Annotated in this window: 26 protein-coding genes and 1 tRNA gene; 14 read left to right on the top strand and 13 right to left on the bottom strand. The window is 74.1% G+C overall.

The features are described from left to right. The first annotated feature begins 59 nt into the window (after positions 1-59). Entirely contained in the window at positions 60-737 is a 678-nt protein-coding gene (locus ACQZOG_RS07055) for an O-methyltransferase (RefSeq protein ID WP_037639255.1), read from the top strand. A 29-nt stretch (positions 738-766) separates the two neighbouring features. Here the strand turns inward: ACQZOG_RS07055 and ACQZOG_RS07050 are convergent, their stop codons facing one another. Then, on the bottom strand, positions 767-1,159 hold the full coding sequence (locus ACQZOG_RS07050) for an FHA domain-containing protein (protein ID WP_037639257.1): 393 nt from the start codon (positions 1,157-1,159) through the stop codon (positions 767-769). Positions 1,160-1,262: 103 nt separating this feature from the next. Here ACQZOG_RS07050 and ACQZOG_RS07045 point away from each other — a divergent pair, with 103 nt between their 5' ends. Continuing rightward, complete coding sequence (locus ACQZOG_RS07045) at positions 1,263-1,712, top strand: DUF1992 domain-containing protein (protein ID WP_037639259.1); 450 nt, start codon at positions 1,263-1,265, stop codon at positions 1,710-1,712. Here ACQZOG_RS07045 and ACQZOG_RS07040 read toward each other — a convergent pair. Together ACQZOG_RS07040 and ACQZOG_RS07035 are read right to left on the bottom strand one after the other, a co-directional pair. Continuing rightward, the gene (locus tag ACQZOG_RS07040) at positions 1,701-2,810 is read right to left on the bottom strand and encodes a hypothetical protein (protein ID WP_430741376.1); all 1,110 of its coding nucleotides are present in this window, start codon (positions 2,808-2,810) and stop codon (positions 1,701-1,703) included. The genes ACQZOG_RS07045 and ACQZOG_RS07040 overlap by 12 nt on opposite strands. Before the next feature lie 5 nt (positions 2,811-2,815). Further along, a complete protein-coding gene (locus ACQZOG_RS07035; protein ID WP_033272798.1) occupies positions 2,816-3,490 on the bottom strand; it encodes a hypothetical protein in 675 nt (224 codons plus the stop codon). Between the two features lie 177 nt (positions 3,491-3,667). Here ACQZOG_RS07035 and ACQZOG_RS07030 point away from each other — a divergent pair, with 177 nt between their 5' ends. After that, entirely contained in the window at positions 3,668-4,162 is a 495-nt protein-coding gene (locus tag ACQZOG_RS07030) for a GNAT family N-acetyltransferase (protein WP_354792612.1), read from the top strand. A gap of 37 nt (positions 4,163-4,199) precedes the next feature. On the opposite strand, the gene ACQZOG_RS07025 is transcribed toward ACQZOG_RS07030, so the two are convergent. Continuing rightward, positions 4,200-6,290 carry an MDR family MFS transporter gene (locus ACQZOG_RS07025; RefSeq protein ID WP_033272796.1) on the bottom strand — a complete coding sequence of 697 codons (2,091 nt, stop codon included), beginning with the start codon at positions 6,288-6,290 and terminating at the stop codon, positions 4,200-4,202. A 1,238-nt stretch (positions 6,291-7,528) separates the two neighbouring features. Between ACQZOG_RS07025 and ACQZOG_RS07020 the strand changes: the two genes are divergently transcribed. Then, complete coding sequence (locus ACQZOG_RS07020) at positions 7,529-8,350, top strand: peptidoglycan-binding domain-containing protein (protein WP_193467531.1); 822 nt, start codon at positions 7,529-7,531, stop codon at positions 8,348-8,350. Between the two features lie 44 nt (positions 8,351-8,394). On the opposite strand, the gene ACQZOG_RS07015 is transcribed toward ACQZOG_RS07020, so the two are convergent. Continuing rightward, on the bottom strand, positions 8,395-9,063 hold the full coding sequence (locus ACQZOG_RS07015) for an HAD-IA family hydrolase (RefSeq protein WP_058916029.1): 669 nt from the start codon (positions 9,061-9,063) through the stop codon (positions 8,395-8,397). 177 nt (positions 9,064-9,240) lie between these two features. Then, a complete protein-coding gene (locus ACQZOG_RS07010; RefSeq protein WP_019522494.1) occupies positions 9,241-9,822 on the bottom strand; it encodes a TMEM165/GDT1 family protein in 582 nt (193 codons plus the stop codon). Between the two features lie 435 nt (positions 9,823-10,257). On the opposite strand from ACQZOG_RS07010, the gene ACQZOG_RS07005 reads away from it, so the two are divergent. The 4 genes from ACQZOG_RS07005 (at position 10,258) to ACQZOG_RS06990 (ending at position 14,328) form a co-directional block, all read left to right on the top strand. Beyond that, entirely contained in the window at positions 10,258-10,902 is a 645-nt protein-coding gene (locus ACQZOG_RS07005; protein ID WP_430741375.1) for an HNH endonuclease family protein, read from the top strand. A gap of 90 nt (positions 10,903-10,992) precedes the next feature. Then, a complete protein-coding gene (locus tag ACQZOG_RS07000) occupies positions 10,993-12,642 on the top strand; it encodes an alkaline phosphatase D family protein (protein ID WP_193467530.1) in 1,650 nt (549 codons plus the stop codon). A 327-nt stretch (positions 12,643-12,969) separates the two neighbouring features. After that, entirely contained in the window at positions 12,970-13,422 is a 453-nt protein-coding gene (locus tag ACQZOG_RS06995; protein ID WP_037639270.1) for a DoxX family protein, read from the top strand. Positions 13,423-13,728: 306 nt separating this feature from the next. Beyond that, the gene (locus tag ACQZOG_RS06990) at positions 13,729-14,328 is read left to right on the top strand and encodes a DedA family protein (protein ID WP_033272791.1); all 600 of its coding nucleotides are present in this window, start codon (positions 13,729-13,731) and stop codon (positions 14,326-14,328) included. Between the two features lie 440 nt (positions 14,329-14,768). Here the strand turns inward: ACQZOG_RS06990 and ACQZOG_RS06985 are convergent, their stop codons facing one another. Beyond that, a complete protein-coding gene (locus tag ACQZOG_RS06985; protein WP_033272790.1) occupies positions 14,769-15,002 on the bottom strand; it encodes a DUF2277 domain-containing protein in 234 nt (77 codons plus the stop codon). Between the two features lie 109 nt (positions 15,003-15,111). Here ACQZOG_RS06985 and ACQZOG_RS06980 point away from each other — a divergent pair, with 109 nt between their 5' ends. Next, a complete protein-coding gene (locus ACQZOG_RS06980; protein ID WP_058916034.1) occupies positions 15,112-15,468 on the top strand; it encodes a hypothetical protein in 357 nt (118 codons plus the stop codon). Between the two features lie 54 nt (positions 15,469-15,522). Here ACQZOG_RS06980 and ACQZOG_RS06975 read toward each other — a convergent pair. Beyond that, positions 15,523-15,594: transfer RNA gene (locus tag ACQZOG_RS06975), tRNA-Val, on the bottom strand. 224 nt (positions 15,595-15,818) lie between these two features. Here ACQZOG_RS06975 and ACQZOG_RS06970 point away from each other — a divergent pair. From ACQZOG_RS06970 to ACQZOG_RS06960, 3 genes are all read left to right on the top strand, one after another. Beyond that, complete coding sequence (locus tag ACQZOG_RS06970) at positions 15,819-16,625, top strand: DUF4097 domain-containing protein (protein WP_261674962.1); 807 nt, start codon at positions 15,819-15,821, stop codon at positions 16,623-16,625. A gap of 74 nt (positions 16,626-16,699) precedes the next feature. Further along, positions 16,700-18,136: a hypothetical protein gene (locus ACQZOG_RS06965; protein ID WP_084206922.1), complete on the top strand. Its 1,437-nt coding sequence runs from the start codon at positions 16,700-16,702 to the stop codon at positions 18,134-18,136. 36 nt (positions 18,137-18,172) lie between these two features. Beyond that, a complete protein-coding gene (locus ACQZOG_RS06960) occupies positions 18,173-18,397 on the top strand; it encodes an FmdB family zinc ribbon protein (RefSeq protein ID WP_033272786.1) in 225 nt (74 codons plus the stop codon). A 24-nt stretch (positions 18,398-18,421) separates the two neighbouring features. Here the strand turns inward: ACQZOG_RS06960 and ACQZOG_RS06955 are convergent, their stop codons facing one another. Both ACQZOG_RS06955 and ACQZOG_RS06950 read right to left on the bottom strand, forming a co-directional pair. Next, the gene (locus ACQZOG_RS06955) at positions 18,422-19,069 is read right to left on the bottom strand and encodes a response regulator transcription factor (protein ID WP_033272785.1); all 648 of its coding nucleotides are present in this window, start codon (positions 19,067-19,069) and stop codon (positions 18,422-18,424) included. Then, positions 19,060-20,202, bottom strand: a complete 1,143-nt coding sequence (locus ACQZOG_RS06950) for a sensor histidine kinase (RefSeq protein ID WP_033272784.1) — start codon at positions 20,200-20,202, stop codon at positions 19,060-19,062. Before ACQZOG_RS06950 ends, ACQZOG_RS06955 begins: the two co-directional genes overlap by 10 nt. Positions 20,203-20,355: 153 nt before the next feature. Between ACQZOG_RS06950 and ACQZOG_RS06945 the strand changes: the two genes are divergently transcribed. Next, positions 20,356-21,189, top strand: coding sequence for a DedA family protein (locus ACQZOG_RS06945; RefSeq protein ID WP_033273139.1), 834 nt, complete (start codon positions 20,356-20,358; stop codon positions 21,187-21,189). Between the two features lie 148 nt (positions 21,190-21,337). Here the strand turns inward: ACQZOG_RS06945 and ACQZOG_RS06940 are convergent, their stop codons facing one another. From ACQZOG_RS06940 to ACQZOG_RS06930, 3 genes are all read right to left on the bottom strand, one after another. Further along, on the bottom strand, positions 21,338-22,147 hold the full coding sequence (locus tag ACQZOG_RS06940) for a hypothetical protein (protein WP_033272783.1): 810 nt from the start codon (positions 22,145-22,147) through the stop codon (positions 21,338-21,340). Further along, the gene (locus ACQZOG_RS06935) at positions 22,147-24,630 is read right to left on the bottom strand and encodes a phosphoribosyltransferase (protein WP_430741374.1); all 2,484 of its coding nucleotides are present in this window, start codon (positions 24,628-24,630) and stop codon (positions 22,147-22,149) included. The genes ACQZOG_RS06940 and ACQZOG_RS06935 overlap by 1 nt, the downstream gene beginning before the upstream one ends. Before the next feature lie 61 nt (positions 24,631-24,691). Then, positions 24,692-25,855, bottom strand: coding sequence for an HpcH/HpaI aldolase/citrate lyase family protein (locus ACQZOG_RS06930; protein WP_430741373.1), 1,164 nt, complete (start codon positions 25,853-25,855; stop codon positions 24,692-24,694). A 173-nt stretch (positions 25,856-26,028) separates the two neighbouring features. On the opposite strand from ACQZOG_RS06930, the gene ACQZOG_RS06925 reads away from it, so the two are divergent. After that, a complete protein-coding gene (locus ACQZOG_RS06925) occupies positions 26,029-26,964 on the top strand; it encodes a TerD family protein (protein ID WP_033272780.1) in 936 nt (311 codons plus the stop codon). The last annotated feature ends 24 nt before the right edge of the window (positions 26,965-26,988 follow it).

Here is a 26,988-nt window from a genome sequence, read left to right as displayed (position 1 = left end):
ATCTTCGACAGCCGGTCCGGCCGGGCAGGTCCGGCCGGCGCGACGGAAGGCACCCCTGCATGAGCGAGGCGCGGCTCTGGAACGCGGTGGACGACTACTTCACCGGGCGGCTGCTCGGCGACGACCCGGACGAGGCCCTGACGGCGGCGCTGCGCGAGAGCGACGCCGCCGGCCTCCCGCCCATCGCCGTCTCCCCCCTCCAGGGCAAGCTGCTCCACCTCCTCGCCCGCGTCCAGGGCGCGCGGCGCGTCCTGGAGATCGGCACGCTCGGCGGCTACAGCACCATCTGGCTGGGCCGCGCCCTGCCCGCCGACGGGCGGCTGATCACCCTGGAGTACGACCCCCGGCACGCCGAGGTCGCGGTCCGCAACATCGCCCGCGCCGGCCTCGCCGAGCGGGTGGAGGTGCGGGTCGGCCCGGCGCTGCAGTCGCTGCCGAGGCTCGCGGACGAGCAGCCGCCGCCGTTCGACCTGGTGTTCATCGACGCCGACAAGGCGAACAACCCGCACTACGTCGAGTGGGCGCTGCGTCTCACGGCCGCGGGCAGCCTGATCGTCCTCGACAACGTGGTGCGCGGCGGCCGGGTCGCCGACCCGGACAACACCGACCCGGACGTGGTGGGCACCCGCGCCGCCCTGGACATGTTCGGCACCCACCCGCGGCTCGACGCCACGGCGGTGCAGACGGTCGGGGTCAAGGGCCACGACGGGTTCGCACTGGCGCGCGTGGTGTCCTGAACGGGCGGCCCCCGGGACGGGCCTCGGGCTCAGACCTCGTGGTAGAAGCCCACGTTGACGCTGCGCGGGGCGGTGCGGTCCAGGATCACGACCTCGCCGCTGCCGCCCCGGGGCAGCGGCACGCTCCCCCCGTACGCGACCGGCTGGGCGTGCTCCCCGACGGTCAGCCGCACCTCCGACGACGGCTCGGGCAGCGAGCCGCGCAGCCAGGTCAGCTGCCAGCCGCCGTCCTGCGCGCACTGGAACTCCAGGTGCACCCGGGACACGAACAGCCAGTCGTCCGGCGTCGCCAGCCGGCACAGGGAGGTGTCCCGCCCCACTCGCAGCACGGTGCCCGGCTCGCTGGGCGCGTCGGCCATCAGCATCCCGGCCGTGGCGCCCGATTCCGCCGCCGACACCGCGGCCATGGTGAGTTCGAGCACGTGCGCTCCTCCTGAGAGGTCCTGGGGGCCGGAGCGGCCGGATCGGCCGCCCGCCGCCAGATGATAAAACGCCCGGCCGTACCGCGTCCGGCACAATGGGGTCATGACCGAGCGGAAGCCACCGGGCGTCGACTTCGAGAGCTGGGTCGACAAGCAGATCCGCGACGCCGACGCGCGCGGGGAGTTCGAACAGCTCGAAGGCGCCGGCCGGCCGCTGCCGCCCGACGTCGAGAACACCTACGACGAACTCTGGTGGGTCAAGCGGAAGATGGCCCGCGAGGGGATGTCGGTGCTGCCGCCGACGCTGGCCCTGCGCAAGGAGGCCGAGGACGCGCTGGAGGCGGCCCTCGCGGCCCCCTCGGAGCGGATCGTGCGGAAGATCCTCGCGGAGATCAACGCGAAGATCAGCGACATGATGTTCAAGCCGCCGCCCGGCCCCCCGCTGGGCAAGAAGCCGTACGACGTCGAGGACGTCGTACGCCGGTGGCGGGAGCGCCGGGCGGCGTCGGACGGACAGGGCGGAACGGGCGAGCGGGGCGGTTCAGACGCCTAGCAGGCGCTCCGCCAGTTCGCGGTAGTCCCGCAGCGCGAGCCGCAGTTGCTCGGTGTCGGTGGCCGGGGCGGCGTCGCCCTTCCCCGGGTCGCCCGAGGCGGGCTCCTTCCAGTTCCGGGTCAGGGTGCGGCGGCGCTCGGTGAGCGCGTCGTTGAGCCGCTCGGTGATCTCGTGCAGGACGAGGTCGGCCTCCTCGACGGCGTCCCGCGGCCGGTCCACGAACCCGGCGACGGCCTGCCGCAACTGCGCGGAGAGACGGCCACAGGTGTCGTCGCCGAGAAGCCGCGAGCCGGGGTGCCCGGACGTACCGTCCGGGCCGGGGGTGGTGGCGTGGGTGTCGGCGCCGGCGCCGGCCGAGCCGGGGGCGTGGGTGCCGGTGCCGGCCGGGCCCGGCGTGTGCGTGCCTGTATCCGCCGAGCCGGGCGCGTGGGTGCCGGTGCCGGCCGTGCCCGAGGTGTGCGTGCCGGTGCCGGCCAGACCCGGCGCGTCGGTGCCGGTGCCGGACGCCCCGGGCGTGTGAGTACCGGTGCCGACCGTGCCCGAGGTGTGCGTGCCGGTGCCGACCAGACCCGGCGCGTCGGTGCCGGTGCCGGACGCCCCGGGCGTGTGAGTACCGGTGCCGACCGTGCCCGAGGTGTGCGTGCCGGTGCCGGCCAGACCCGGCGCGTCGGTGCCGGTGCCGGACGCCCCGGGCGTGTGCGTGCCGGTGCCGTCCAGGCCCGGCGTATGGCTGCCGGTGCCGGCCGAGCCGGGCGTGTGTGTGCCGGTGCCGGACGGGCCGGGTACCGCCGAGGTGCCGTCCGCCGTGGCGGGCGTACCGGCGGGGGTGCGGTCGCCGGTCCGGGGGTGGGCCGCGACCGGCGGGCCGTCCGTGCCGGCGGAGCCGGAGTCACGCGTGGCGTCGGTCTGGCCGAAGCCGACCGTGGAGTCCGCGCCCCCGCGGGCGGCGGACGGCTCCGCCCTGCGGCCGGCCTCCGTCTTGTGGTCGAGCGTGGCCGCCTCGTGGCCGGGGTCCGCGGAGGCGGGGCCGGGCGCCGGGGCGTCCGGGCCGTTCGGGATCCAGGTGTCCTGGGTGGTGCGTCGGGGTGCCTCGGGCATGACGATCAGCTCTCCTTCGCCTGGCGGCGGTGCAGCAGCGACGGGGTGCGGTGACCGTCGCGACGGGTGGCGGGGGCGGCCGTACGCTCGCCGACGGCGCCGTGGCGCCCGCCGTCGTGGCGCGACGGCCGGACCAGTTCCTCGAACAGCGCCCGCGCCTCGACCATCGCCTCGCGCATCTCCTCCGTGCCGGCGGCACCGTCGTGCGCGCCGTCCGGGTGGGCCTGCGCGACGCGGTGGACGCGGCGGTAGCCCTCGACGTGGTGGGCGTGGTGCACGGACAGCGCCGCGACCTGCTCCTCGTACTGCCCGCCGGCGGGGAAGCCCCGCGTGCCGGCGAGTTCGGCGATCAGGCGGTCGGCCTCGGCGACCGCCTCACGCGGCGCGTCGACGAACCGCTCCTGGGCGGCCGTCCAGCGCGCCTCGTAGCGCTCGCGCTCGGCCGGCTCCAGCGGCCGCACCTGGAGGGAGCCGTGGCGCTCCACGCGCTCGGACAGCTCCCGCTCGGCGGCCTTGGTGTCCCCGTCGTGCCGGGCGACGGCACGCTCGTACTCGGGGCCGAAGCGCCGCTTGAGGCTCGCGCCGTGTCGCGGGCCGCGTGCGCGCAGGGTCAGGACGGCCGCGACGGCGACAACGACCGCGACAATCACGATCAACGCAATGATCAGGCCAGTGGACATGGATGCCTTCCGGGGGTTCTCGTCCCAACCGGCACTCCTCGCGAGCCGGTTCGCCCCAACGGGTTGCCCGTTGCACCGCGCACAAACTGCACGGCGCAGACGGCCGCCGACGGCCCTGCGCCGCCCGGACCGCAATGCGCTTGCGCCCAGGGCCCGTCGGGGACACACAATGCGCCCATGACCTGGACCGTGGCCCCGGAGCACCCCGACTCGCCTGCCGCCCGCGCGCTCTGGCGGGCGTACTACACGGAGGTCAGCGACCGCTGGTACCTGCTGCACGAGGGACGCCGGACCGACCCGGACGAGCTGGAGCGGGAGATCGCCGCGCAGTCGGGCGCCGACCTCGCGCCGCCGCGCGGGCTGCTGCTGGTCGCACGGTACGGCGGCGAGCCGGCGGGCAGCGCCGGGATCCGCCTGTCACCGGACGGCACGGCGGCCGAGCTGACCCGGGTGTTCCTGTACGAGGGGATGCGTGGCCGGGGCGGAGCGGCGCTGCTGGTGCGCGCCGCGGAGGACGCGGCGCAGGGTCTCGGCGCCCGCCGGATGATCCTGGACACCCGCAGCGACCTCGTCGAGGCGCGCACCCTGTACACGCGCCTCGGGTACGCCGAGACCGAGCCGCACAACGACGACCCGTACGCGGAGCACTGGTTCGCCAGACAGCTCGCCTGAGACCCGGTCACCACCCGTGTCTCAGCGTGCCCGTGTCTCAGCGCGACCGGGCGACCGCGCGGGCGCCCTGGGGGCGTTCGCCGCGGGAGCCGCACAGCTCGTCGTTGAGCTCGTGCACGAGCTGTACCAGGTCGGTCGGCCGGTCCGGCCCCCACCAGTCGCCCAGCAGCTCCGCCAGGGACTCCTCGCGCGCCCGTGCCAGCCGTTCGCCGACCTCGCGGCCCTCGTCGGTGAGCACCATGTCGACACCCCGGCGGACGGCGAGGTGCCGGCTCTCGACCTGCCGGGTGGCCTCCAGGACGACGTCCAGCGGGACGGGGTTGCGCTCGGCGAGCCGGGCCGGTTCCACCGAGCCGTGGCGGCGGATGCGCAGCAGCAGCCAGCTGGACGCGGGCAGCAGGTCGTAACCGGCGCGGTCGGTGATCTTCCGGTAGATCTCCCGGCGTCCCTCGCGGGTGCCGAGCACCGACAGGGCGCGGCACACCTCGTCGTGCGAGGAGCGTTCCACCGGGTTGGGGGCGAGCGTCTCGGAGGCGTCGGGTGCGGTGACCGAGGCGCGCAGGGGGTCCTCCTTGAGGAACCAGGCCAGCACGAAGCCCAGCAGAGCGACCGGCACGGCGTAGAGGAACACGTCGGTGATGGCGGTGGAATAGGCGTCGAGCGCGGCGGGGCGCAGGGGAGGCGGCAGGGCGCCGATGCCGCGCGGGTCGGCCTCCAGCGTCCCGGGCGAGACGCCGGACGGCAGGTCGGCGCCGCGGAAGGCCGCGCCGAGCTGGTCGCCGAGCCGGCCGGAGAAGATCGCGCCGAACACGGCGACGCCGAACGAGGCGCCGATGGACCGGAAGAAGGTCGCCCCCGAGGTCGCGACGCCGAGGTCCTCGTAGGGGACGGCGTTCTGCACGATCAGCACCAGGACCTGCATGACCAGACCGAGTCCCAGGCCGAAGACGAAGAAGAAGGCGCTCATCACCGCGTCGGAGCTCTGCCTGTCGAGCTGGTGGAGCAGCAGCAGTCCGACGGCGGTGACGGCGGTGCCCGCGAGCGGGAACACCTTCCAGCGGCCGGTGCGGCTGACGATCTGCCCGGACCCGGTGGACGCCAGCAGCATGCCGGCCACCATCGGCAGCATGTGCACCCCGGACAGGGTCGGGCTGATCCCGTGCACCACCTGGAGGAAGGTCGGCAGATAGGTCAGCGCGCCGAACATCGCGAAGCCGACGATGAAGCTGATCACGGCGGACAGGGTGAAGGTCCGCACCCGGAACAGCTTCAGCGGCAGCACCGGTTCGGCGGCCCGGCGCTCCACCGCGACGAAGGGGACGATCAGTCCGACGCCCAGCACCGCGAGCCCGATGATCTGCCACGACGCCCAGGGCCAGGTGTTGCCGCCGAGGGAGGCGACCAGCACCAGGCTGGTGGCGACGGTGGCGATGAGCAGGGTGCCCAGGTAGTCGATGACGTGCTTGGTCGACCTGCGGGGGATGTGCAGCACGGTGGCGATGACGGCGAGGGCGACGATCCCGACGGGCAGGTTGACGTAGAACACCCAGCGCCAGCTGAGGTGTTGGGTGAAGAGCCCGCCGAGCAGCGGCCCAAGCACGCTCGTCGCGCCGAACACCGCCCCGAACAGGCCCTGGTAGCGCCCGCGTTCACGGGGCGGCACCAGGTCGCCGACGATCGCCATCGACAGCACGATCAGCCCGCCGCCGCCGAGTCCCTGCAGCGCGCGGAAGCCGATGAGCTGGGGCATGTCCTGCGCTGCCCCGCACAGGGCGGAGCCGACGAGGAAGATGACGATGGCGGTCTGGAAGAGGCGCTTACGGCCGTACTGGTCGCCTAGCTTGCCCCACAGCGGGGTCGCGGCCGTGGAGGCCAGCAGATACGCGGTGACCACCCAGGACAGGTGTTCCAGGCCGCCCAGTTCGCTGACGATGGTCGGCAGGGCGGTGGAGACGATGGTCTGGTCGAGGGCGGCCAGCAACAGGCCGAGCAGCAGCGCGCCGATGGACAGCCACACGCTGCTCGACACCTGGCCCGTGCCGGTCCCGCCCGCGGCCGCCGTACCGTCCGGGGGTGCGGGCCGCGTACGTCCCGCTTCCGACGCCGAACGGTGCGCGTCCCCGGCCATGCGGACCTCCAGAGGTTCTCGTGACCCCTCCATCGTGATCGGTGTGACCGGTTATGGCCTGTCGAGTCCGAGCGGAACTCTGCATTCCGGGGGCGCGCGAACAAGAGTGTGAAGAAGATCTGCATAATCTCTGGAGTTCGCGAGGGGAGGGACGACACGTGGACCAGCCGAACGGGCACCCGTGCCCGGAATGCGGTGCGCCCAGGCACGCCGACCGCACACCGACGTGCGCGTGTGCCCGCCGCACGGCCGACGCCCTCCGCGACGCCCGCACGGCCGAGGCGGCCGCGGCGGAGGACTTCGATCCGCTGCGGATACGCCCATACGTCGATCTCGACGGCACTAGCCCGGACGGGTTGCCGGAGGCAACGAAGGGAACGCCCTCGGCGTCGGGAACGCCTCGGGCGGCGGCGCGGGAGGGCGCGTCGACGGACACGCCCGCCGGACCGGGGGCGCACCCCGGCACCGCGTCCCCTTCCTCGCACGTGGCGTCACCCGCGGGAGGCCCGGCCGACCACGGCACACCCACCCCCGGAAACCGGCGAACGGCGGCGCCCCGGACGGGGTACGAGGGACCAGGCGCATCCGACGCCACCATGACCTTCAGGGCCGTCACCCCGAACACCACGACGCCGACCGCACCCGCAGCGGGCGGCGCGGCAGAAACCGGGACGGCACTCGACGCGCGGGCCACGCGCGCGGGCCGCCCAGCCGACACGACACTCCCCGGCGCCGAGACCCACGCCTCCACGCCCGGCACGACGGAAACCGGAGGTGCCGCAGGCACAGCAGCCGACGCGCAGGCCCCGCACACCGGCAAAGCACCGAGCACCGAGAACGCCGAAGGCACCACCGGCACCGGGACAGCCGCTCAGGCACAGGCAACGCACGCAGGCCGCCCCGCCGACACCGCACCCGGCACCGCAACCCACGCCTCCACGCCCGGCACGACGGAAACCGGAGGTGCCGCAGGCACAGCAGCCCGCGCGCAGGCCCCGCACACCGGCAAAGCACCGAGCACCGAGAACGCCGAAGGCACCACCGGCACCGGGACAGCCGCTCAGGCACAGGCAACGCACGCAGGCCGCCCCGCCGCCACCGCACCCGGCACCGCAACCCACGCCTCCACGCCCGGCACGACGGAAACCGCACCCGCGTCCGCAACGGCGGGCGCGGCAGACACCGGGGCGGTACGCCCCGCACAGGCCGGAGGCACCGGCGCCGCGTCCGACGCCACCATGGCGCTGCGTGCCGTCCGGGCGGACGGCACGGCTCCCGGCGGCCCCGCCGCCGACGACCGCACGTCCGTCCTCCCCACTCCCCTCGCCCCCGGCACCGCGCGGCCGAACGCCGACGACCTGGGCCTGTTCGACGACGCCACGCGTCCCCTTCGCGCGGTGTCCGCGGGTGCGGCGGCCCCTCGTCCCGAGGCCGCCGCGCCCCGGAACCGCCGCCGGCGCGGAGCGCTCATCGCGGCGTCCGGAGCCGTGGTGGCCGTACTGGGCGCCGCGGGGTGGGCGAGCGGGCTGTTCTCGTACGAGACGCCGTCGCGGGACACCGCCGCGCCGGACGACGTGAGGGCGAGCGTGCCGGACGTGTCGTCGGAGGCGCCCTCGGCGGAGCCGTCCTCCGGGGCGCCGTCCGCCTCCCCCGACGCGTCCGCGTCCACGTCGGAGTCCCCGTCCGCGAGCGCGAGCGTCTCGGAGTCGCCGTCGCCCTCGGCGTCCAGTTCCGCGCCGAGCGCTTCCGCGACCGCCGAGCCGTCGGTGACCCCGTCGGCCGGCGGGGCGTCGTCCGCGCCCGCCGTGGCGCCGGAGCCGGAGGAGCCGGTCGACACCGTGCCCGTGCTGCGGCGCGGCGACCGGGGGCCGGAGGTCGTCGAGCTCCAGCAGCGCCTGCGCATGGTGTGGCTGTACCAGGGCGACGCGGACGGCCGGTACAGCCACCGGGTGGAGGAGGCCGTGCGCCACTACCAGTGGTCGCGGGGCATCCGGGAGGAGCTGGGCGTGTACGGCCCGCAGACCCGCTCCCGCCTGGAGTCGGAGACCGGGGGCGCCTGACAGGTCATGGCCCCCGAGGCCCTCCCCCGACCCGTCGGCGGGGCCTACGCGGAGACGTGCAGCAGAATCGTCCCCTCCGGCGTCCGCTCCACCCGCACCTGGGTGAGGTCGCGGACGACGACGTCCGGCTGGTGGAGACCGGCGCGCGGACCGATGCCGACCACCCGCATCCCCGCCGCGCGCCCCGCGGCGATCCCCGCGCCGGAGTCCTCGAAGACGACGCAGTCGGCCGGGTCGACGCCCAGTTCCGCCGCGCCCTTCAGGAAGCCCTCCGGGTCGGGCTTGCTCGCGCCGACCGACTCGGCGGTGATCCGCACCGCGGGCTGCTCGAGCCCGGCGGCGGCCATCCGCGCCGTGGACAGGGCGACGTCCGCCGACGTGACGAGCGCGTGCGGCAGCCCGTCGAGGGAGGCGAGGAACTCCCGGGCGCCCGGTATCGCGACGACGCCCTCGGTGTCCGCGGTCTCCTCCGCGAGCAGCCGGGCGTTCTCGGCGTAGTTCTGCTCCATCGGCCGGTCCGGCAGCAGCAGGGCCATGGAGGCGTAGCCCTGCCGGCCGTGCACCACCTTCATGACCTCGTCGCCGTCCAGCCCGTGACGCTCGGCCCAGCGGCGCCAGATGCGCTCGACGGAGGCGTCGGAGTTGACGAGGGTGCCGTCCATGTCGAGCAGGAGGGCGCGGGCGGGGAGTACGGCGGGGGTGGTGGCCGTCATCGAATGCTCCAAGGCGGGGGTGCGGGACCGTGGAGGCGGATCCCGGGCGGGACAAGGCGGCCCCGCCCGCCGGTCAGGGGAAACGGGCGGGAGCCACTTTGTTCAACCACGGTACAAAACGAACCCGGCTTCCCGCCACCGCCTCCACGGGGTGTTCACCGGCGGGACCGCCGCACGTCACCCGGCGACCGCCTCCCACAGGCTCCAGACACCCAGGCCGAGCATGAGCAGCGCGGCGATCCGCGTGATCAGCTTCAGCGGCACCCGCTTCATCAGCGCCTTGCCGCCGACGATGCCGAGCCCGGCCACCGCCCAGAGCGCCAGCACGGCGCCCAGGCCCACGGAGAGCGGGTCGTCGTAGCGGGCGGCGAGGTTGGCCGTCATGATCTGCGTCAGGTCGCCGAACTCGGCGACGAGGATCAGCATGAACCCGGCCCCGGCGACCTTCCAGAAGGACTGGTCCTCCGGCTTGCGGATCTCCTCCTCGTCCTCGTCCTTCTTGAGCAGCAGCATCGCCGCGCCCGCGAGGAAGAGCACACCCGTGAGCGCGTGGACGAGCTGCTGCGGCAGCAGGGTCAGCACACTGCCCGCCGCCACGGCCAGCGCGACATGCACCGCGAAGGCGGCGGCGACGCCGGCGAAGACGTACGAGGCGCGGTAACGGGTGCCGAGGACGAGACCGGCGAGCGCGGTCTTGTCGGGCAGTTCGGCCAGGAAGACGACGCCGAAGACGACGGCCGTCACGGTCAGGCTGATCAACGGTTCCTCAATCGGTCGGGGCCGCCCCACCGAGAGTGATGAGCTTTCGCGCAAGACGCCTCGGCACGGCAGCACACTCGGCGCCCGCACCGTACGGCGCGGACGTGCACTGCTTGCCGAAGGTCTCGCCGGCAGGGTCCCTCACGGGTCTGCCTCCGGGCGCCGGCTCAGGCGGGCTGAGCAGTATGTCGACGGTCCGGCACAGGGCTACTCCCCTTCTGCGCCGTCCATCGTACCCGAGACCCGCACGGCCCCCGGGAGCGGCCGCCGGGCCGGACCGCCCGCACCACCGTGCGCGGAAACTTCACACCTGAACCATAGACGTGTCATGTGCGCGTCATTAACTTCTTACCGGACCCTCGCCTCCCGGCAACACGGCGCCGCGAGCATCCCCCTGCACGCACGCCAACGCCCGCACCCCACAAGGGAGTTCGCATGTCGAAGTTCTACGCGCGTCGACGGCTCAGCATAGCCGCGGCACTCACCGGACTCATAGCCTCCGCCGGGCTCTTCAACGCCCCGGCCGCCTCCGCCGCCCTCCCCACCCCGGTGAGCGCCGCCACAGCGCGCAGCTACCTCGCCACCCTCCCCGTGCGCACCGAGAGCCGCACCGGCTACAGCCGCGACAAGTTCCCGCACTGGATCACCATCAGCGGCAACTGCAACACCCGCGAGACGATCCTCAAGCGCGACGGCTCGAACGTCGTCACCGACTCCGCCTGCGCCGCCACCAGCGGCAGCTGGTACTCCCCGTACGACGGCGCCACCTGGTCCGCCGCCTCCGACGTCGACATCGACCACATGGTGCCGCTCGCCGAGGCCTGGGACTCCGGCGCGAGCTCCTGGACCACCGCCCAGCGCCAGGCCTACGCCAACGACCTGACCCGGCCGCAGCTCCTCGCCGTCACCGACAACGTCAACCAGTCCAAGGGCGACAAGGACCCCGCCGAGTGGATGCCGTCCCGCACGGCCTACCGCTGCACCTACGTCCGCGCGTGGGTCCAGGTGAAGTACCACTACGACCTGGCGGTCGACTCGGCGGAGAAGTCCGCGCTGCAGGGGTACCTCAACAACTGCTGACGCGGCACGGTCCGAACCGCCGGGTGCGCCGATCTCCCCGGCGGCCTCCGTCGCTGCGTACCGTACGGGGCGACGGAGGAAGGGGTCACCATGGCCGGACTGCGGCTCGGACCATTGCTGAGGTACGTCGACGGGTCGTCCGCGACCGTCTGGGCGGAGACGGACGGCCCGGGCACCGTGGAGGTGCGCTGCCCGGACGGCACCGGCGGCAGCTCGGGCACCTTCCAGGTGTGCGGTCACCACTACGCGCTGGTGCGGGTCACCGGCCTCACCCCGGGCACGGCCACCCCGTACGAGGTCCACGTGGACGGCGAACGCGTGTGGCCGCTCGCCCGGGAGCCGTTCCCGTCGTTCCCGCCGTCGGTGATCCGCACCCCGGCCGGCGACGACCGGGCGCGCATCTCGTTCGGCTCCTGCCGCTGGGCCTCCCCGCCCACCGGGGAGCCCGACCCGGTGGGGCCGGACGCGCTGGACGCCCTCGCCAAGCGCATCGCCGCCGACCCCGAGGGCGAGCGGCCCGACGTCCTGCTGCTCCTGGGCGACCAGGTGTACGCGGACGAGACCTCCGACTCCACCAAGGAGTGGCTGGCCGCGCGCCGCGACCTGAGCGAGCCGCCGGGCAGCCAGGTGGCGGACTACGAGGAGTACACCCACCTCTATTACGAGTCCTGGCTCGACCCGCAGGTGCGGTGGCTGCTCTCCACCGTCCCCACCTGCATGATCTTCGACGACCACGACGTCATCGACGACTGGAACACCTCCGCCTCCTGGGTCGAGGACATGCGCGCCACCTCGTGGTGGCGGGACCGGGTGCTCAGCGGACTGATGTCGTACTGGGTGTACCAGCACCTCGGCAACCTCTCCCCCGCCGACGTCGAGGCCGACCCCGTCTACGCGGCCGTACGCGAGACCCCCGACGGCACCGACGCGCTGCGGGAGTTCGCCTCCCGGGCGGAGGCCGACGCGACGGCCGTGCGCTGGAGCTATCGGCGCGACTTCGGCCGGGTGCGGCTGGTCATGGTGGACAGCCGCGCGGCCCGGGTGCTGGAGGAGGGGCGGCGCTCGATGCTCGACCGGGACGAGGCCGACTGGCTGCGCGCCCAGGTGTCCGACGACCGCGGCTCCTACGACCATCTGCTCGTCGGCACCTCCCTGCCCTGGCTGCTCCCCCACCTGATCCATGACATCGAGGTGTGGAGTTCCGTGCTGTGCCGGGGCGACAAGGGCCCCCGCTGGGCACGGCTCGGGGAGAAGCTGCGGCGCGCGGCGGACCTGGAGCACTGGTCGGCGTTCCCGGACTCGTTCGCCGAGCTGGCGGAGGTGCTGGCCGACGCGGGCAGTGGCCCGGACGCGCCCGCCACGGTGTGCGTGCTGTCCGGGGACGTCCATCACGCCTATGTCGCGGAGCCGCGCTGGCCGGGGCGGGCGGAACCCGAGGCGCGGGTGGTGCAGCTGACCTGCTCCCCGGTGCACAACTCCATCCCCGCCTCGATGCGGGTGGGCTTCCGGTTCGGCTGGAGCGCCGCCGCGCGAGGGCTCGGGCGGGTGTTCACGCGGCACGGCGGTCTGGGGGAGCCTCCGGTCCACTGGCGCAGGACGGGCGGGCCGTGGTTCGGCAACCAGCTCATGACGCTTGCCACACGGGGGCGTTCCGCGGTGCTGCGGCTGGAGCACGCCCAGGAGGAGCGGGGCGGGGTGCGGCTGCGGCGCGTGATGGAGCGGCATCTGAGCTCGTCGTGACGGGGCGGCGTCCGAGCTCGTGATGTGGCGGCACCCGAGCGCGGGACGGGGCGGCACTCGCGCCGTCGGGGAGTGCGGGCGGTGTCCTGTGAGTCAGCTGTGCGGCGAGGGGTGGTTCCGGTCATCCGGGTGATCAAGGGGGCACCGCGGGGCGGGCGGTGACATGCGGTTCCGGCCCGCGGGAGGGGGTCAAAAGGGGCCGAAGCCGTGGCCAAATGTTGAACTTGCAAGCAAGATTTAGGCGCACCTAACGTGAATCTCCGACTCGGTTCCGTCCCCCTGGACCGGCCTCATCCGGGGGCCGGCCCGACCGAAGGAGACTCCCCCATGAACGGACGCCTCACCAGCGCCCAGCCCTATGCACTGGGCCTGTTCCGCATGGTCGTCGGCCTGCTCTTCGCCTGTCACGGCGCCGTGTCCCTGCTCGGCCTGTTCGGCGGCACGGACGGCAACGGCGGCACCGTCGAGGCCGGCACCTGGCCCGGCTGGTACGCCGCCGTCATCGAGCTCGTCGGCGGCACGCTCGTCCTGCTCGGGCTCGCCACCCGGGCCGCCGCCTTCATATCGTCCGGCGCGATGGCCTACGCGTACTTCAAGGTGCATCAGCCCCAGGCCCTGTGGCCCATCGAGAACCACGGCGAGAGCGCGGCCATGTACTGCTGGGCCATGCTCCTGCTGGTCTTCACCGGCTCCGGCGCCTTCGGCCTGGACCGCCTGTTCGCCAGGCGCGCCTCGGCGCGCGAGGACCGGCCGGCGGAGCAGACCCCCGTGGCCGCCTGACCGTTCGCTCCCGCCTCACCCACCCGCACGACCGCCGACGCCTCCCCACGGCACCCCCCTCACGGACCACCGAGTCGCACCGGGCGCCCCTCGCACACACGCGGGGGGCGCCTCGGCGTACACGGGGGAACGGGCGGGGAACGGGCGGCGCACGGGGGCCGTCGGGCGCACGAACCCCCCGTGACCTTTCTGTCACTTACCGGGCGTACGCTGTATGGCTGTCATCGGCCTCTCCTGCCACTCCTGCCGCCTCCACCGCGACAGCGCGGGCAGGCGCGGGCCCACGGGGGCGTACGGGGAGTGCGAGTGGAGAGTGTCGGGTCGCTGGTCGGCAGCCCGTGGATCTACGCGGTGGTGGCCCTGTCGGTCCTGCTCGACGTGTTCCTCCCGGTGCTGCCCAGCGGGGTGCTCGTGATCACGGCGGCCACGGCGGCCGCCGCGAGCACGGCCGCCTACGTGCCCGACATGCTGGTGCTGACGCTCTGCGCCGCGACCGCCTCCGTCCTCGGCGACCTGGTCGCCTACCGCCTCGCCTGGCGCGGCGGCGCCCGTCTGGACCGCGCGCTCGCCCGCTCCCGCCGGCTGCGGGGCGCGCAGGAACGTCTCGGCGCGGCGCTGGCCCGGGGCGGCGGCGGTCTCGTCGTCCTCGCGCGGTTCGCGCCGGCCGGCCGCTCGGTGGTCTCCCTCGGCGCCGGCGCCGCCCGCCACCGCGCCCGCGACTTCCTCCCCTGGTCCGCCCTCGCGGGCCTCAGCTGGGCCGGCTACAGCGTCGCCCTCGGCTACTTCGGCGGCCAGTGGCTCGGCGCGACATGGCTGGCGGCGGCTGTCTCGGTCGGCGCGCTGTTCGCGGCGGGCGCGGGAGCGGGGTACCTGATGCGGAAGCCGCAGCCGAGAGAGGCGGGGTAAGCCCGGGGCGCATCACGGCGGTTCGACACCTGACGGGCAGGCAGCCGTCGTCGCGCCGCTCGGCCCGCGGCGCGGGTGGGCGGACGGCCCTGGTCCGTCCCGCCCGGCAGCCGGCCGGCCACGGCTGGCGCGCTGGACACGGCTGGCTGGCGCGCCGGACACGGCTGTCACGCCGGACACGGCTCGGCGGCGGCGCGAGCGCACTCGCGCCGAACACGGCTCGGCGGCGGGGACGAGCCCGCTCGCGCCGGGTGACGGCTGCTCGGCGGCAGGCGGCAGGCGGCAGGCGGCAGGCGGCAGGCGGCAGGCGACTCTACGGTCGGCCGAACGACGGCAGCTCAGCTGTCCGAAGACGGCCAGCGTGGCAGCGTGGCAGCGGCGGGGTACGCCGCCCGGCCCAGACCCGGTTCGAGGGTCCGCCCTGCGGCCGGGGTCGTCGTTCAGCCGGCCCGCCGGCCGGCAGGGGCGCCCCTGACCTCCAGGTTGTCCAGCAGCTCCGCCGTGGCCGCGGCGATCGCCTCCACCGCGTGGTCGAACACCTCACGGTTGTGGGCGGCAGGCGCCCGGAAGCCGGACACCTTCCGCACGTACTGAAGGGCGGCGGCCCGGATGTCCTCCTCCGTGGCCTCCTCGGGGAGGGCGGGCGGACGCAGGGTCTTGATGCTCCGGCACATGACCCCAGTCTCGCGCCTCCTGCCACCCGGGTCCACGAAGGAGTGAATACGGCTCCGGAGACCCCGGAACACCTCGCCACCCAAAATCGAACAGGCGTATTATTGGGCTGTGGCTGCGACCTATGACTTTCCGAGTGACCTCCTTGCCGGTCAGGAGGAACTGCATCAGGTCCGGGCCGAGCTGTCGGCCCTGCTGAAGCGGCTCCCCTGGTCGGTCGAACCCCTCGACGGGTTCAGCGACGACAACGGCTGGCGCAAGATCGAGCGCCCCGCCTCGCCCGGCTGGACCGAGGACGAGCAGGCCGAGGTCGAGAAGCTCCGGCGCCGCGAGCACGAGCTCGCGGTGTTCGTCAGCACCCACCGCTACTGGGCCGAACTCACCGGCTCCGACCGCGTGCACGCCCGCTCGGCCCTGAAGCACTCCCCCGAGGGCGCGGACGGCGCGGACGAGGAGGCGTCGCCGTAGCGGCCCCCGACGGCACAAGGCCCCCGGAGCATGCTCCGGGGGCCCTGTCGTCTGTGGGCGCGGACGGTTTCGAACCGCCGACATCCTGCTTGTAAGGCAGGCGCTCTACCCCTGAGCTACGCACCCCTGACCCGCGCTCACCGCCCGGGTCGAGTGGACAGACTACATGGCGGGGGTCACGGTCCCGCAAACCCCTTGTGCCCCGGCACGGGGGATATCCCCACCCCGGATCCGCCGGTCGGCCGGATGCCCTCCAGGCCCCCGTCTCCGTACGGTCGAAGACGTCCGACGCCGCCGCACCGCGCGGCCGTCCGCCCGTCCGTCAGCCGTACCTTCAGGGGGAGTCCGTCATGACCGCCACCGCCCGCACCGCCTCACCCGCCCGCACGTCCCGTCCCGTACGGGCGCGCGCCCTCGCGCTCGCCGGCGCCGCCGTGGTGCTCGGCGCGGCGCTGAGCGCGTGCGGGGCGTCGGCGGCCGACGACGACGAGCCCGAGCACCGCGCCTTCGACCTGCCCGGCGGGAGCCTCACCGTCGACTCCGACGACTCCGCCCTGGAGATCGTCGCCTCGGACGAGCAGCCGGAGGGCGAGATCGCGGTCACCCGCTGGTTCCAGGGGACCGTCGCCATCGGCTCGGACCCGAAGGTCACCTGGTCCATGGACGGCGACCGGCTGGTGCTGCGCGAGAAGTGCTCCGGCGTCGTCGCCGACTGCTCCGCCAAGCACCGCATCGTGGTGCCGCGCGGCGTCGCCGTCACCGTGGAGAGCGACGACGGCAGCGTCCGCGCCGAGGGCTTCCGCGACGCGCTGGCCGTCCGCACCAAGGACGGCTCGGTCCGCGTCACGGACACCAGTGGGCCTCTGGAGCTGCGCAGCGGCGACGGGTCGGTGCGCGCCGAGGTCTCCTCCCCCACCGTGCGCGCCCGGAGCGGCGACGGCTCACTGCACCTCGTCCTCACCGCCGTGCCGGACCGGGTGGAGTCCCGCAGTGGCGACGGTTCGACGACCATCGAGCTGCCGCGCGGTAGCTACCGGGTCGACTCCTCCACCGGCGACGGCGCCGAGGACGTGACCGTCCCGCGCGACGACTCCAGCTCCCACGAGGTGACCGCCCGCACCGGCGACGGCAAACTCACCGTCCGCACCGCGAACTGACGGGCCCGTGTGTTCGTTCTGTACCGGTGGGAGAATGACTACCGGCAGGGCGAACGACAGTACGGGAGAGGGATGTGACGGCGACACCAGCGCGGCCGTACTCGCCGTCGGAGCCGCGCGTGCCTCGCTCGCGCCGCGCCCTGTTCCCCCTACCGGCGGGCCGCCGTGTCCGCCGTGCCCCCGGACCCCTGCGTGACGCGCTCGTCCTCGCGGCTCTGCCGCTGGTCGCGGCGCTGGTGCTGCCCGCCGCGTTCGCCGGGGGCGGCACCCGCCGCTGGTTCGGCGGGCGCGCGGAGAACCAGCGCGCCGAGGCTCAGGCCGCCAAGGACGCCGCGGCCGCCGCCTTCTACGAACTCGACACCGCCCAGCGCGACCTGCGGATCTCCATCGAGACGATCATCGCCGTCGACGACTCCCCGGCGGCCCGCCGCGCCGTCGACGACTTCGCCGAGCTGGGCCGGCGCATCGACGAGGCCAGCCACCGCTACATCAGCGCCGTCGACGCCCACGACCTCGACCGCGACGACCTGGACGCCTCGACGGCCTCCCGGGCCCGCACGGACCTGACCGCCGCCAAGGACGAACTGGGGCGGGTCAAGCAGGACCTGGACCGGTTCGCCGACGGCCTCGGCCCGCTGCTCGGCAAGGCCGAGACCCAGCTGGCCCGGCTCGCGCCCGCCGTCGAACGCGCCCGGCAGGCACTGCTCGCCGCCTCCCAGGCCCTCGACTCCGCCCGCGGCTCCGGTCTGAAGGCCGACGACCTCGCCGCCCGCCTGGCCGCCCTGTCCCCCGAGCTGACCAAGCTGAACCAGGGCGCCGGACAGCACGGCGTGCCCACCACCCTGGACCGCGCCGCCCGCGTCACCCGCGAGGCCGAGGCGATCCGCGTCGAGGCCGAGCGGCTGCCGGAGCAGGCCGCCGAGATCGACCGCCGGCTGGTCTCCCTGCGCACCCGCGCCCAGGCCCTCACTACCCGCTCCGAGCAGGTCGAACCCATCCTGAGCGAACTGCGCCGGCGCTTCACCGTCGCCTGCTGGCAGGACCTCCAGGGCGTGCCCGAGCTGGCCGAGCGCAACGTCCGGCAGGCGGAGTCCCGCCTCGCCGAGGCCCGCACCGCCCGCGACGACCAGCGCTGGCCCGACGCCACCTCCCTGCTGTCCACCGCGCGGGCCCTGCTGAACACCACCGACGAGGCCGTGTCCGCCGCCGGCGACCGCCTGCGCAGGCTGAACGCCGTGCAGAAGGACCCCGAGCAGGAGATCGAACGCACCCGGTTCGCCGTCCGGGACGCCCAGCGGCTCGCCATGGCCGGCCGCAACACCCCGGACCCGCGCCACGCCCGGCCCCTCGACGACGCCGTGGCCCGGCTGGAGCGCGCGATCGCCGGACTGGAGGGCCGCCACCCCGACTACTGGCACTTCCTCACCGAGACCGAGGCGGTCCGGGAGACCGCGAGCCGCGTGGTGTCCCAGATCCGCGAGGAGCGCGGCGCCGGCGCCGGCGCCAACTGACCGGCCCCCTCCCGGCGGTGCGGTTAACCTGTGCCCATGCCTCGCTACGAATTCCGCTGCCGCACCTGCGGCGACACGTTCGAACTGAGCCGTCCGATGGCGGAGTCCTCCGCCCCCGCGGCCTGCCCGGCGGGTCACGACGACACGGTCAAGCTCCTCTCCACGGTCGCAGTCGGTGGCACCGCCTCCGCGGCGGCCCCGGCGCCCCGCCCGGCCGGCGGTGGCGGTGGCGGCTGCTGCGGCGGGGGCTGCTGCGGCTGACGCCGCGCCGTCCGGCCCGGCGGGTCAGCTGCCCAGGTAACGGAGCACCGCCAGCACTCTGCGCGAGTAGCCCTCCCCTCCCCCCGCCAGCTCCAGCTTGTCGAAGATCGCGTTGGTGTGCTTCTCCACCGCACTCTGCGAGATGTGCAGCCGCCGGGCGATGGCCGCGTTGGTGTGCCCCTGCGCCATCTCGGCCAGCACCGAGCGCTCCCGCGCGCTGAGCCGGGCCAGCGGGTCGACGTGGGTGGTGCGGCCGAGCAACTGCCGGACGACCTCCGGGTCGAAAGCGGCCCGCCCGGCGGCCACCCGCTCCAGCGCGTCCAGGAACTCGTCGACCTGGACGACCCGGTCCTTCAGCAGATAGCCCACCCCTTCCGACTCACCCGTCAGCAGCTCCGTCGCATACCGCTTCTCCACATACTGCGAGAGCACCAGCACCCCCACCTCGGGGCGGCCGCGGCGGATCTCCAGGGCCGCGCGCAGCCCCTCGTCCGTGTGCGTGGGCGGCATCCGCACGTCGGCGACCACCACGTCCGGCGGAGTCGCGGCGACCGCCTGCAGCAGCCGGTCCGCGTCGCCGACGGCGGCGAGCACCTCGTGCCCTTCCTCCGCCAGCAGCCGCACCAGACCCTCCCGCAGCAGGATGGAGTCCTCGGCCAGGATCACGCGCACGGCAGCTCCGCGGTCACCAGCGTCGGCCCGCCCGGCGGACTGCGCACTTCCAGCCTTCCATCGAGCGCGGCCACCCGTCTGGCCAGTCCGAACAGACCGCTGCCCGACGCGTTCGCCCCGCCCCGGCCGTCGTCCTCGACACTCACCCGCAACGCTCCCTCCTTCGACTCGATCGCGACGACTATCCGGCTCGGCGCCGCGTGCTTCACCGCGTTGGTCACGGCCTCGCAGACGACGAAGTAGGCGACGGTCGCCACCGGTCGCTCCGGCTCCCCGCTCAGTCCGTACTCCACCCGCACCGGGACGGACGCCCGCTCGGCGACCGTCTCCAGCGCCGCCCGCAGCCCGGCCTCGTCCAGGGTGGTGGGATAGATCCGCCAGGCCACTTCTCTCAGGTCGTCCAGGGCCTGCCGGCTCTCCTCGTGCGCCTGGCGCAGCAGCCGGTCCGCGCGCTCGGGGTCCTGGCTGCGCAGGGCCCGGCCGAGCAGCATGCCGAGCGCGACCAGGCGCTGCTGCACCCCGTCGTGCAGGTCCCGCTCGATGCGGCGCCGCTCGTCGTTCACCGCGTCGACGACGGCCGCGCGGCTGGCGGACAGCTCGGCGATGCGCCGCTCCAGCTCCTCCTGGTGGCGGGGCCCGAGCATGCGGCGGGCCAGCTTCCCCTCCAGCTCGGCGACCGCGAGTATCCCCTGCACGGTGAGGAAGAGCAGGAAGAGCCCGGCGAGGGACGTGTAGACGACCGCGCCCGTGTTCCGCACGTCGTCCACCAGGAGCCACAGGTACATCCAGGACGTGCCGTAGCCGAGGCCGACCGCCGCCGAGAGCATCACCACCGCGCCCAGCACGCCGAGGGTCCAGCGGCAGGCCGGATACTGCAGGGCCTGCGTGTCCTCGTACACCGGTGAGGTGTGGACCCGGAGCCAGACCCGCAGCCGGGTCCGCTCCAGCTCCGTCACCTTCCGCGCGCACGCGAGGACCGGGCGGAGCACGGCCCGGCGGGGCCGCGGCCAGGCCACGACGAGCAGGAGCAGCAGGCCGGCCAGGACCGTCCCGAGCAGCTCGACGACGGCCGCGGCGGCCCCCCACATGAGACCGACCGCGCACCGCACCACACGCCGCGCCATGACTCGCATGATCGCGAGACTAGCGGGGCCGGTCAGGGGCACACACTGCGGAAAACCGCAATTCCGTCTGCGGAGAACCGCAAGGGTTCCTGCGGACAACCGCACCTCGTCGTGCGGCTTTCCTCAGCGACCCTTCAGCTCCGATTTCCTAGCGTGGACGACATGACAGCCATCGCAGCGCAGACGATCACGGCGGCCTCGGGCACGGACGCGGGACCGCAGTGGGTCAACGACCTCATGGACGCCCTCGGCGCGCCCGGGGCCGGCATCGCCATCGCGCTCGAGAACCTCTTCCCGCCCATACCGAGCGAGGTGATCCTGCCGCTGGCGGGGTTCGCCGCGAGCAACGGGCGGATGGGCCTGATCGCCGTGCTGCTGTGGACCACCGTCGGTTCGGTGATCGGCGCGCTCGCCCTGTACGGGGTGGGGGCGCTGCTCGGCCGGGAGCGCACGCTGGCGCTGGCGGGACGGCTTCCGCTGGTGAAGGTCTCGGACGTGGAGAAGACGGAGGCGTGGTTCCTGCGGCACGGGTCGAAGGCCGTGTTCTTCGGCCGGATGATCCCGGTGTTCCGCAGTCTCGTGTCGGTGCCGGCCGGGGTGGAGCGGATGCCGCTGCCGCTGTTCCTCGGCCTGACGACGCTGGGCAGCGCGATATGGAACACGGCGTTCGTGCTCGCGGGTTACGCGCTCGGGGACAACTGGTCGCAGGTGACGTCGGTCGTGTCGGCCTACTCGAAGGTGGTGCTGGCGGCGGCCGCCCTCGCCCTCGTGGCCTTCGTCGTCATACGCCTGTTCCGCTCGGGCGGCGGCAGCCGTCGCGCCGGCCGGGGTTCGGGTTCGCGGGACAGCGGCTCCCGGGACGCGGGTGCCGGCTCCGGCGACCGGTCCGGTGCCGGTGAGGCCGACGAGGCCCGCGCGGCCGACGGCGCCTCGTCCCCGCACGCCCGGTCCGCCCGCTCGGCAACCGAGACCCTCAGCCTGCGCCGCCCCGAGTGAACCCGCCGCCGGCCCCCGGCAGAAACCGGTCACGCCGACCGGCTTCACCGGGCTGACCACGGCGGGCCGACCTAGGCGGGCCGAGCCCGGTGAGCCGAGCCGGCCTCGGCAAGTGCGATCTCGGCAGGCCGACCTCAGCCGGCCGGCCTCAGCGGGAGCGGACGGTGCGGAGGAACTCGCGGAGGATGCGCTCCCCGGCCAGGACTCCCCGCTCGGGCAGGGCGCGGACCCCGGGGGCCGTCCAGGAGTCCTCGGCGAGTTCGCCGTGGCCCGGGCGCCAGCCCAGGTCGGCGGCGAGGAGCAGGTCCGCGTCGAGGAGGGAGTCGCCCGCGGCGAGGGTCAGGTCGGCGCCGGTGCGCCGGGCGACCTCCCGCATGGCCGCGCTCTTGGTGAGCGGCTTGGGGACGGCGTAGATCTTGCGGCCCTGGAGGGAGACCGTCCAGCCGCGGTTCTCCGCCCACTCCCCGAGTTCCTTCACCCACTCCTCGCGCAGCAGCTCGCGCTCCACGACGAGGTAGGCGAAGAGGTCCTCGGCGGTCCGGTGCTTGCGCACCCACACCGGATCGGCGGTGCGCAGCAGGTGGTCCTGGACCTCGGACAGCGGGGCGCACTCGTCGGCCAGCCGGGCCTGGACACGCGCGTGCCAGTCCGGGTCGGAGACCCCGTCGACGAGCAGATGGCCGCCGTTGGCGCAGATCGCGTAGGTGGGAGGAGGACCGGGGAGGTTGATGCGCTGGTACTGCTTGCGGGTGCGGGTGGTGGTGGGGACGAACAGGGCCTCGTCGCCCAGCTCGGTGAGGAGCTGGGCAGCGGTCTCCGTCAGGTAGGACAGGGGCCGGCTCTCGTGGACCTCCACGCACAGCAGCCTGGGCGCCCGGGCGTCGGGCATGGTCAGGGCGAGTGCGGCGGCCGAGTAGATGAGGGTGCGGTCGAGGTCGCTGGCGACGATGACGGGCATCAGAGGGTCACCGCCGTGCCGTCGGCGCCGGTGGCGCCCCGGGTGTAGCGGGGGTGGATCAGGCCGACGCAGGTGTAGGGCAGGCCGGGTACCTCCTCCACGGGCACGCCCCGCTGCTCGGCGAGGAGCCGGACGTGGTCGAGGTCGCTGCCGGCCCCGGCGCGGGCCAGCACCTTCCACGGCACCCGGCGCAGCAGCACGCGGGTGGTCTCGCCGACACCGGGCTTGACGAGGTTCACGTCGTGGATGCCGTACTCCTCGCTGATGCGCTCCACGGCCGCCCAGCCCTCCCAGGTGGGCGTGCGGTCGGCGGCCAGGAGGTCCTTGGCCTCGGCGCAGGCGGCCTCGGTGACCTCGTCGAAGCGGGCGGAGACGGCGTCGAGGAAGGCCACGGACAGGTCGGAGTCCGAGAGTTCGCGGTAGTACTTGGCGCCGTGGTAGTCGTCGGGGCCGACCAGGTCGGCGCGCAGGACGGTGCGTGAGATCAGGCCGGAGACCGTGGAGTTGAGGCAGGCGGACGGGATCAGGTAGTCCTCGCGGGTGCCGTAGGTGCGGACGCAGGAGCCGGGGTCGGCGAGGACGGCGATCTCCGGGTCGAAGCCGGAGACGCCGTGGGCCTTCTCGAACTCCTCGACGGCCTGGGCGAGTTCGCGGGTGATGGCGCCCTTGCCGGTCCAGCCGTCGACGAACACCACGTCGCGCGGGTCGTGGTGGGCGGCCAGCCAGCGCAGGGCGTTGGCGTCGATGCCGCGGCCGCGGACGATGGAGACGGCGTAGTGCGGCAGGTCGAGGCCGTGGCGGTGCTGCGCCCAGCGGCGCATCAGGATGCCCACCGGGGTGCCCGCGCGGGCCAGCGACACCAGCACCGGGCGGGGCGAGCGCTCGGCGAGGACGGTTTCGGTGACCACGCCGACCGCGTGCGCCAGGCGGGCGGCCGAGGTGTCCAGGGCGTTGTGGAAGAGCTGCTGGTACTGCTCGCTGGGCTGGTACTCCACGGGCAGCGACTCGGCGTAGTGGGCGCCGCCGCTCTGGATGGCCTCCTCGCGCTCCTCGGTCGGCGCCTCCAGCGTCACGTCCGAGAGGTCCTGGAGCAGCCAGCCGACCTCCTCGGGCGCGTACGAGGAGAAGGCGGGGCCGCGGAGGGGCTCGGGCAGCATGGTGACGGGCCTTTCGGGGGCGTCCTGGGCGCCGGCGGGTGTGGCCGGCGCGTACGACGGTACGACCGCCAGGAGGACGTGCGGGGTGTGTTCGGCGAGCCGGGCGAGCAGCCCGTCGGGGGCGTGCAGCGCGGGGGTGTCGGCGACGGAGTCGACGACGGCGACCACGGCGTCGAAGCCGGCGCCGGCGACGTTGTAGGCGTAGCGCTCGCCGGGGCCGTCGGCGGGGTCGTCGTGGGCGGGGAAGACGAGGCGGGTGCGGATGGCGTAGCCGGGGTCGTCGACCGCGAGGACGGGTGAGCGGGTGGTGGTGCTGTAGCGCACCTCGGCGGTGGTGGTGCGCTCCAGTTCCGCGGCCAGGCGCAGCGGGGCGTACATGAGTTCCTCGAAGCCGAGCACGAGGACGCGGTGCGCGTCGACCGGGAGGGCGGTGGCTATTCGGTCCGCCATGGCGGGGAGGGCGTTCTCGAGCGCCGTACGGTGGGCGGGGGTGAAGCCGTGCCGGCCGCCGTCGGGAAGACGCGCCGGCCAGCGGAGGTCGACCCGGGTGATGCGGCCGGACGGCGGCTGCGTCCCTTCACGGGGCGTGTGGGACTGCGCGAACGGCCCCGACGGCGCCGCGGCGGATTCATGTTCCGCGACCAGCGCCTGCCCCTTCTCCAGCACGCCGTCCGGCAACCGAACCGTCCCCGACGCGACCGTCACGAGGTCGATCCGCGCCCCGATCTCCCGTGCGAACTCCTCCAGGCGTCCGGCGTCGGCCGCCGACCGCATGTCGACCAGGGCGACCACGACGTACCGCTCCCGCGGGTACCGCGCGTGAAGATCGCGCACGGTGTTCAGCACCGTGTTCCCCGTCGAGAACTCGTCGTCGACCAGCACCAGCGGACCGTCCCCGGCCAGCAGCGACGGGTCCTCCGGCAGCAGCAGGTGGGAGGTGGCGTGCGAGTGGGACTCCTCGAAGCCGCCGGCGGTGGCGACCCCGGCGACCGGGCGGCGGGTGGAGTGCAGGTAGGGCGCGGCGCCCAGGCCGTCGGCGACGGAGTGGCCGAGTCCGGTCGCGGTCTCGGCGTACCCGAGGACGACGGCCCGCGCGGCCGCCGCGTCGCCCAGCAGCTCACGCACCCGGCGGCCGAGTTCGACGCCGTGTCCGTACACCACGGAGGGCGCCTGGGGTACGTGCTTGCCGAGGACGTTCGACACGAGCAGGTGGGCCCGCTTGGGGTTGCGCCGCAGCGCCAGCCCCAGCATGCCGCGCAGCCGTTCGTCGCCGGCCAGCTCGACGCCGAGCCGCTCGGCGACCCAGGTGCCGGACCAGGTGTTCACTCTTCTCTCCCTCTCGGTCACTCGCCGGCCGCCTCGGCCGGCGCGCCCGACGCCCCGCTCACTACGCCAGACCGGCCGCGAGCAGTTCGACGAAGCCGATGTCCTCGTTGGCGACGCCGAAGGCCTCCGCGCGCAGCAGGGTCCGCTCCGCCCAGGCGCGGTGCGGCTTCACCTCGTTCATCTTGTTGGTGTACGCGGACCGCAGTACACCCCCGCCGTCGCGTTCCGGCCGGAGGATGTCCTGCGCGTCGCTGAACTCCTCGTGGCTGACGACGGACAGCGCGTGCACGGGCAGGACGTGGGAGGGGTGGATGCAGGTCTTGCCGAGGAGGCCGTTGGCGCGGTCCAGGGAGATCTCGCGGAGCAGGCCGTCCATGGCGTGCTCGATGAGCTTCTGGCGCAGCGCGGTGGCCTCCACCTCCAGGAAGGGGCTCTGCCGCAGCTGCGGTTTGAACATGCGCTCCTGCACCCGGAAGTACTCCCAGACGGGCCCGGTCACGGTGAAGCCGGTGCCGTCGGCGCGGCCGAGCATGTTCACCACGTCGGAGATCACGGAGGCGACGACCTGGATGTCGTACGCGGTCATGTCGGGGCCGCGGCGCAGCCCGTAGGAGGAGCAGAAGTCGGTGACGCCCAGCCGCAGGGCGAGCACGCGGTCGCGGTACTTGTCGACGGCGCGGAAGATGCCTTCGAGGGTCTCGACGCGGCTTTCGCGGTAGAGCAGCTCGGGCGACTCGAGCACCGGCATGGCGAAGAGGCGGCGGCCGGAGGCGGACTCGGCGGCGGTGAGCGCCTCCAGGAAGGGCAGGCCGCGCTCGGCGGTGAACTTGGGCAGCACGAATCCGGACAGCACCGCGACGGCGGGGCCGAGCCGGCGGACCAGGTCGCCGATCTGTTCGGGCTCGCGGACCCGGACGAACAGCAGCGGCAGGTCCGCCCCGGGCCGTCCCGCGAGGTCGGTGAGCTGGCAGACCAGGTTCTCCTCGCCGGCGACGACCTCGGCGTCGCTGATGGAGTCCTCCAGGCACAGCACCATGGAGACGACGCCGTGGGCGCCCTGCTTGAGGACGTCGTCGGCGAGCCGGGGCCGCGTGGCGGGGCTGTAGAGCGTGGCGCCGAGCGCCGCGGACAGGACCCGGGCCGGGGAGTCGGCGGTGAACTCGCAGGGCTCCCGATAGAAGAGACGTTTCCGCACCTCAGGGGCGATGTGCCCGAAATGACGCATTGAACTCCCCCGTGGCTGTAGTGGACTCTGTGGAGTGCAGGAAGGTGGCCGGTAATAGTACGTAAAAGTCCTTGTCGGCGGTTCCCTCCGGGCATGAACTTCAGGTAACCCCGTGGTGACGGAGCCAACCCCCCGCATTGTCGTGACCAGGACGGAGAAGGCAGGATGACCGCATGACGCACGCGATGCTGAAGGGGTCGAACGTTCCTCTCGAGGCCACCACGGTACGCGCCGTGCTGCGCTGGTCTCCCGGGCAGGGGGTGCCGGACGTGGACGCCTCCGCGCTGCTCCTCGGTCTCGACGGCCGCGTGCGCTCCGACGAGGACTTCGTCTTCTACAACCAGCCCCGGCACCCGTCCGGGAAGGTGTGGCGGCTCGGCAAGAAGCGCGTGGCCGAGGGCCTGACCGACACGATCCAGACAGACCTCGCCGGTGTCGAGTCCGGTGTCGGCCGGATTCTGCTCGTGGCGTCGGCGGACGGGGTGACGTTCGACCGCGTGCAGGCGCTGCGCATCCTGCTGCACGACGCGCAGAACCCGGACGGGGAGGCGCTGGCGTACTTCGACGTGAAGCCGGAGACGGGCCAGGAGACGGCGCTGATCTGCGGCGAGCTGTACCGGCGCGGGGAGGGCTGGAAGTTCCGGGCGCTCGGCGAGGGCTATTCGAACGGCCTGGAGGGTCTGGCGACCGACTTCGGCATCTCGGTGGACGAGTCGGAGGCCGCCGAGGAGCCGGAGGCGTCCGCCGCGCCCGAGCCGCCCGCGTCCACCTCGCCGGACGCGGTGACACAGGCGCAGGCACCGGCGGCGCCCGCCCCGGAGGTGTCCCGCCCGCTGCCTCCCGAGCAGCCGCACTCCGGCGTGCCCACGCAGCCCGCGTACGGCTATCCGCCGCAGCAGCCCCCGGCCGGCACGCCCGTGGCCGCGCAGCCCGCCTACGGCTACCCGCACCCGACGAGCCCGCCCCCGCACGGCTATCCGGCGCCCGCGCCCGCCACGGCGGCGGCCCAGGCGGCGCAGGACCGGTACGGCTTCCCGCCCCCGGCCACGGGCGCGCCCGACCCGGAGTTCCGGCTGCCGCCGCAGGGGCCGCAGTTCATCGGACGCTAGACGGGGCGGTCACCGGGCCGGCCG

The organism is Streptomyces sp. P13-3-3, from assembly GCF_050571355.1.
In the GTDB taxonomy this organism is placed as follows: Bacteria; Actinomycetota; Actinomycetes; order Streptomycetales; family Streptomycetaceae; genus Streptomyces; species Streptomyces althioticus.
The sequence above is the reverse complement of the archived record's forward strand: the minus strand, read 5'-3'. Positions and strand labels throughout refer to the sequence as shown.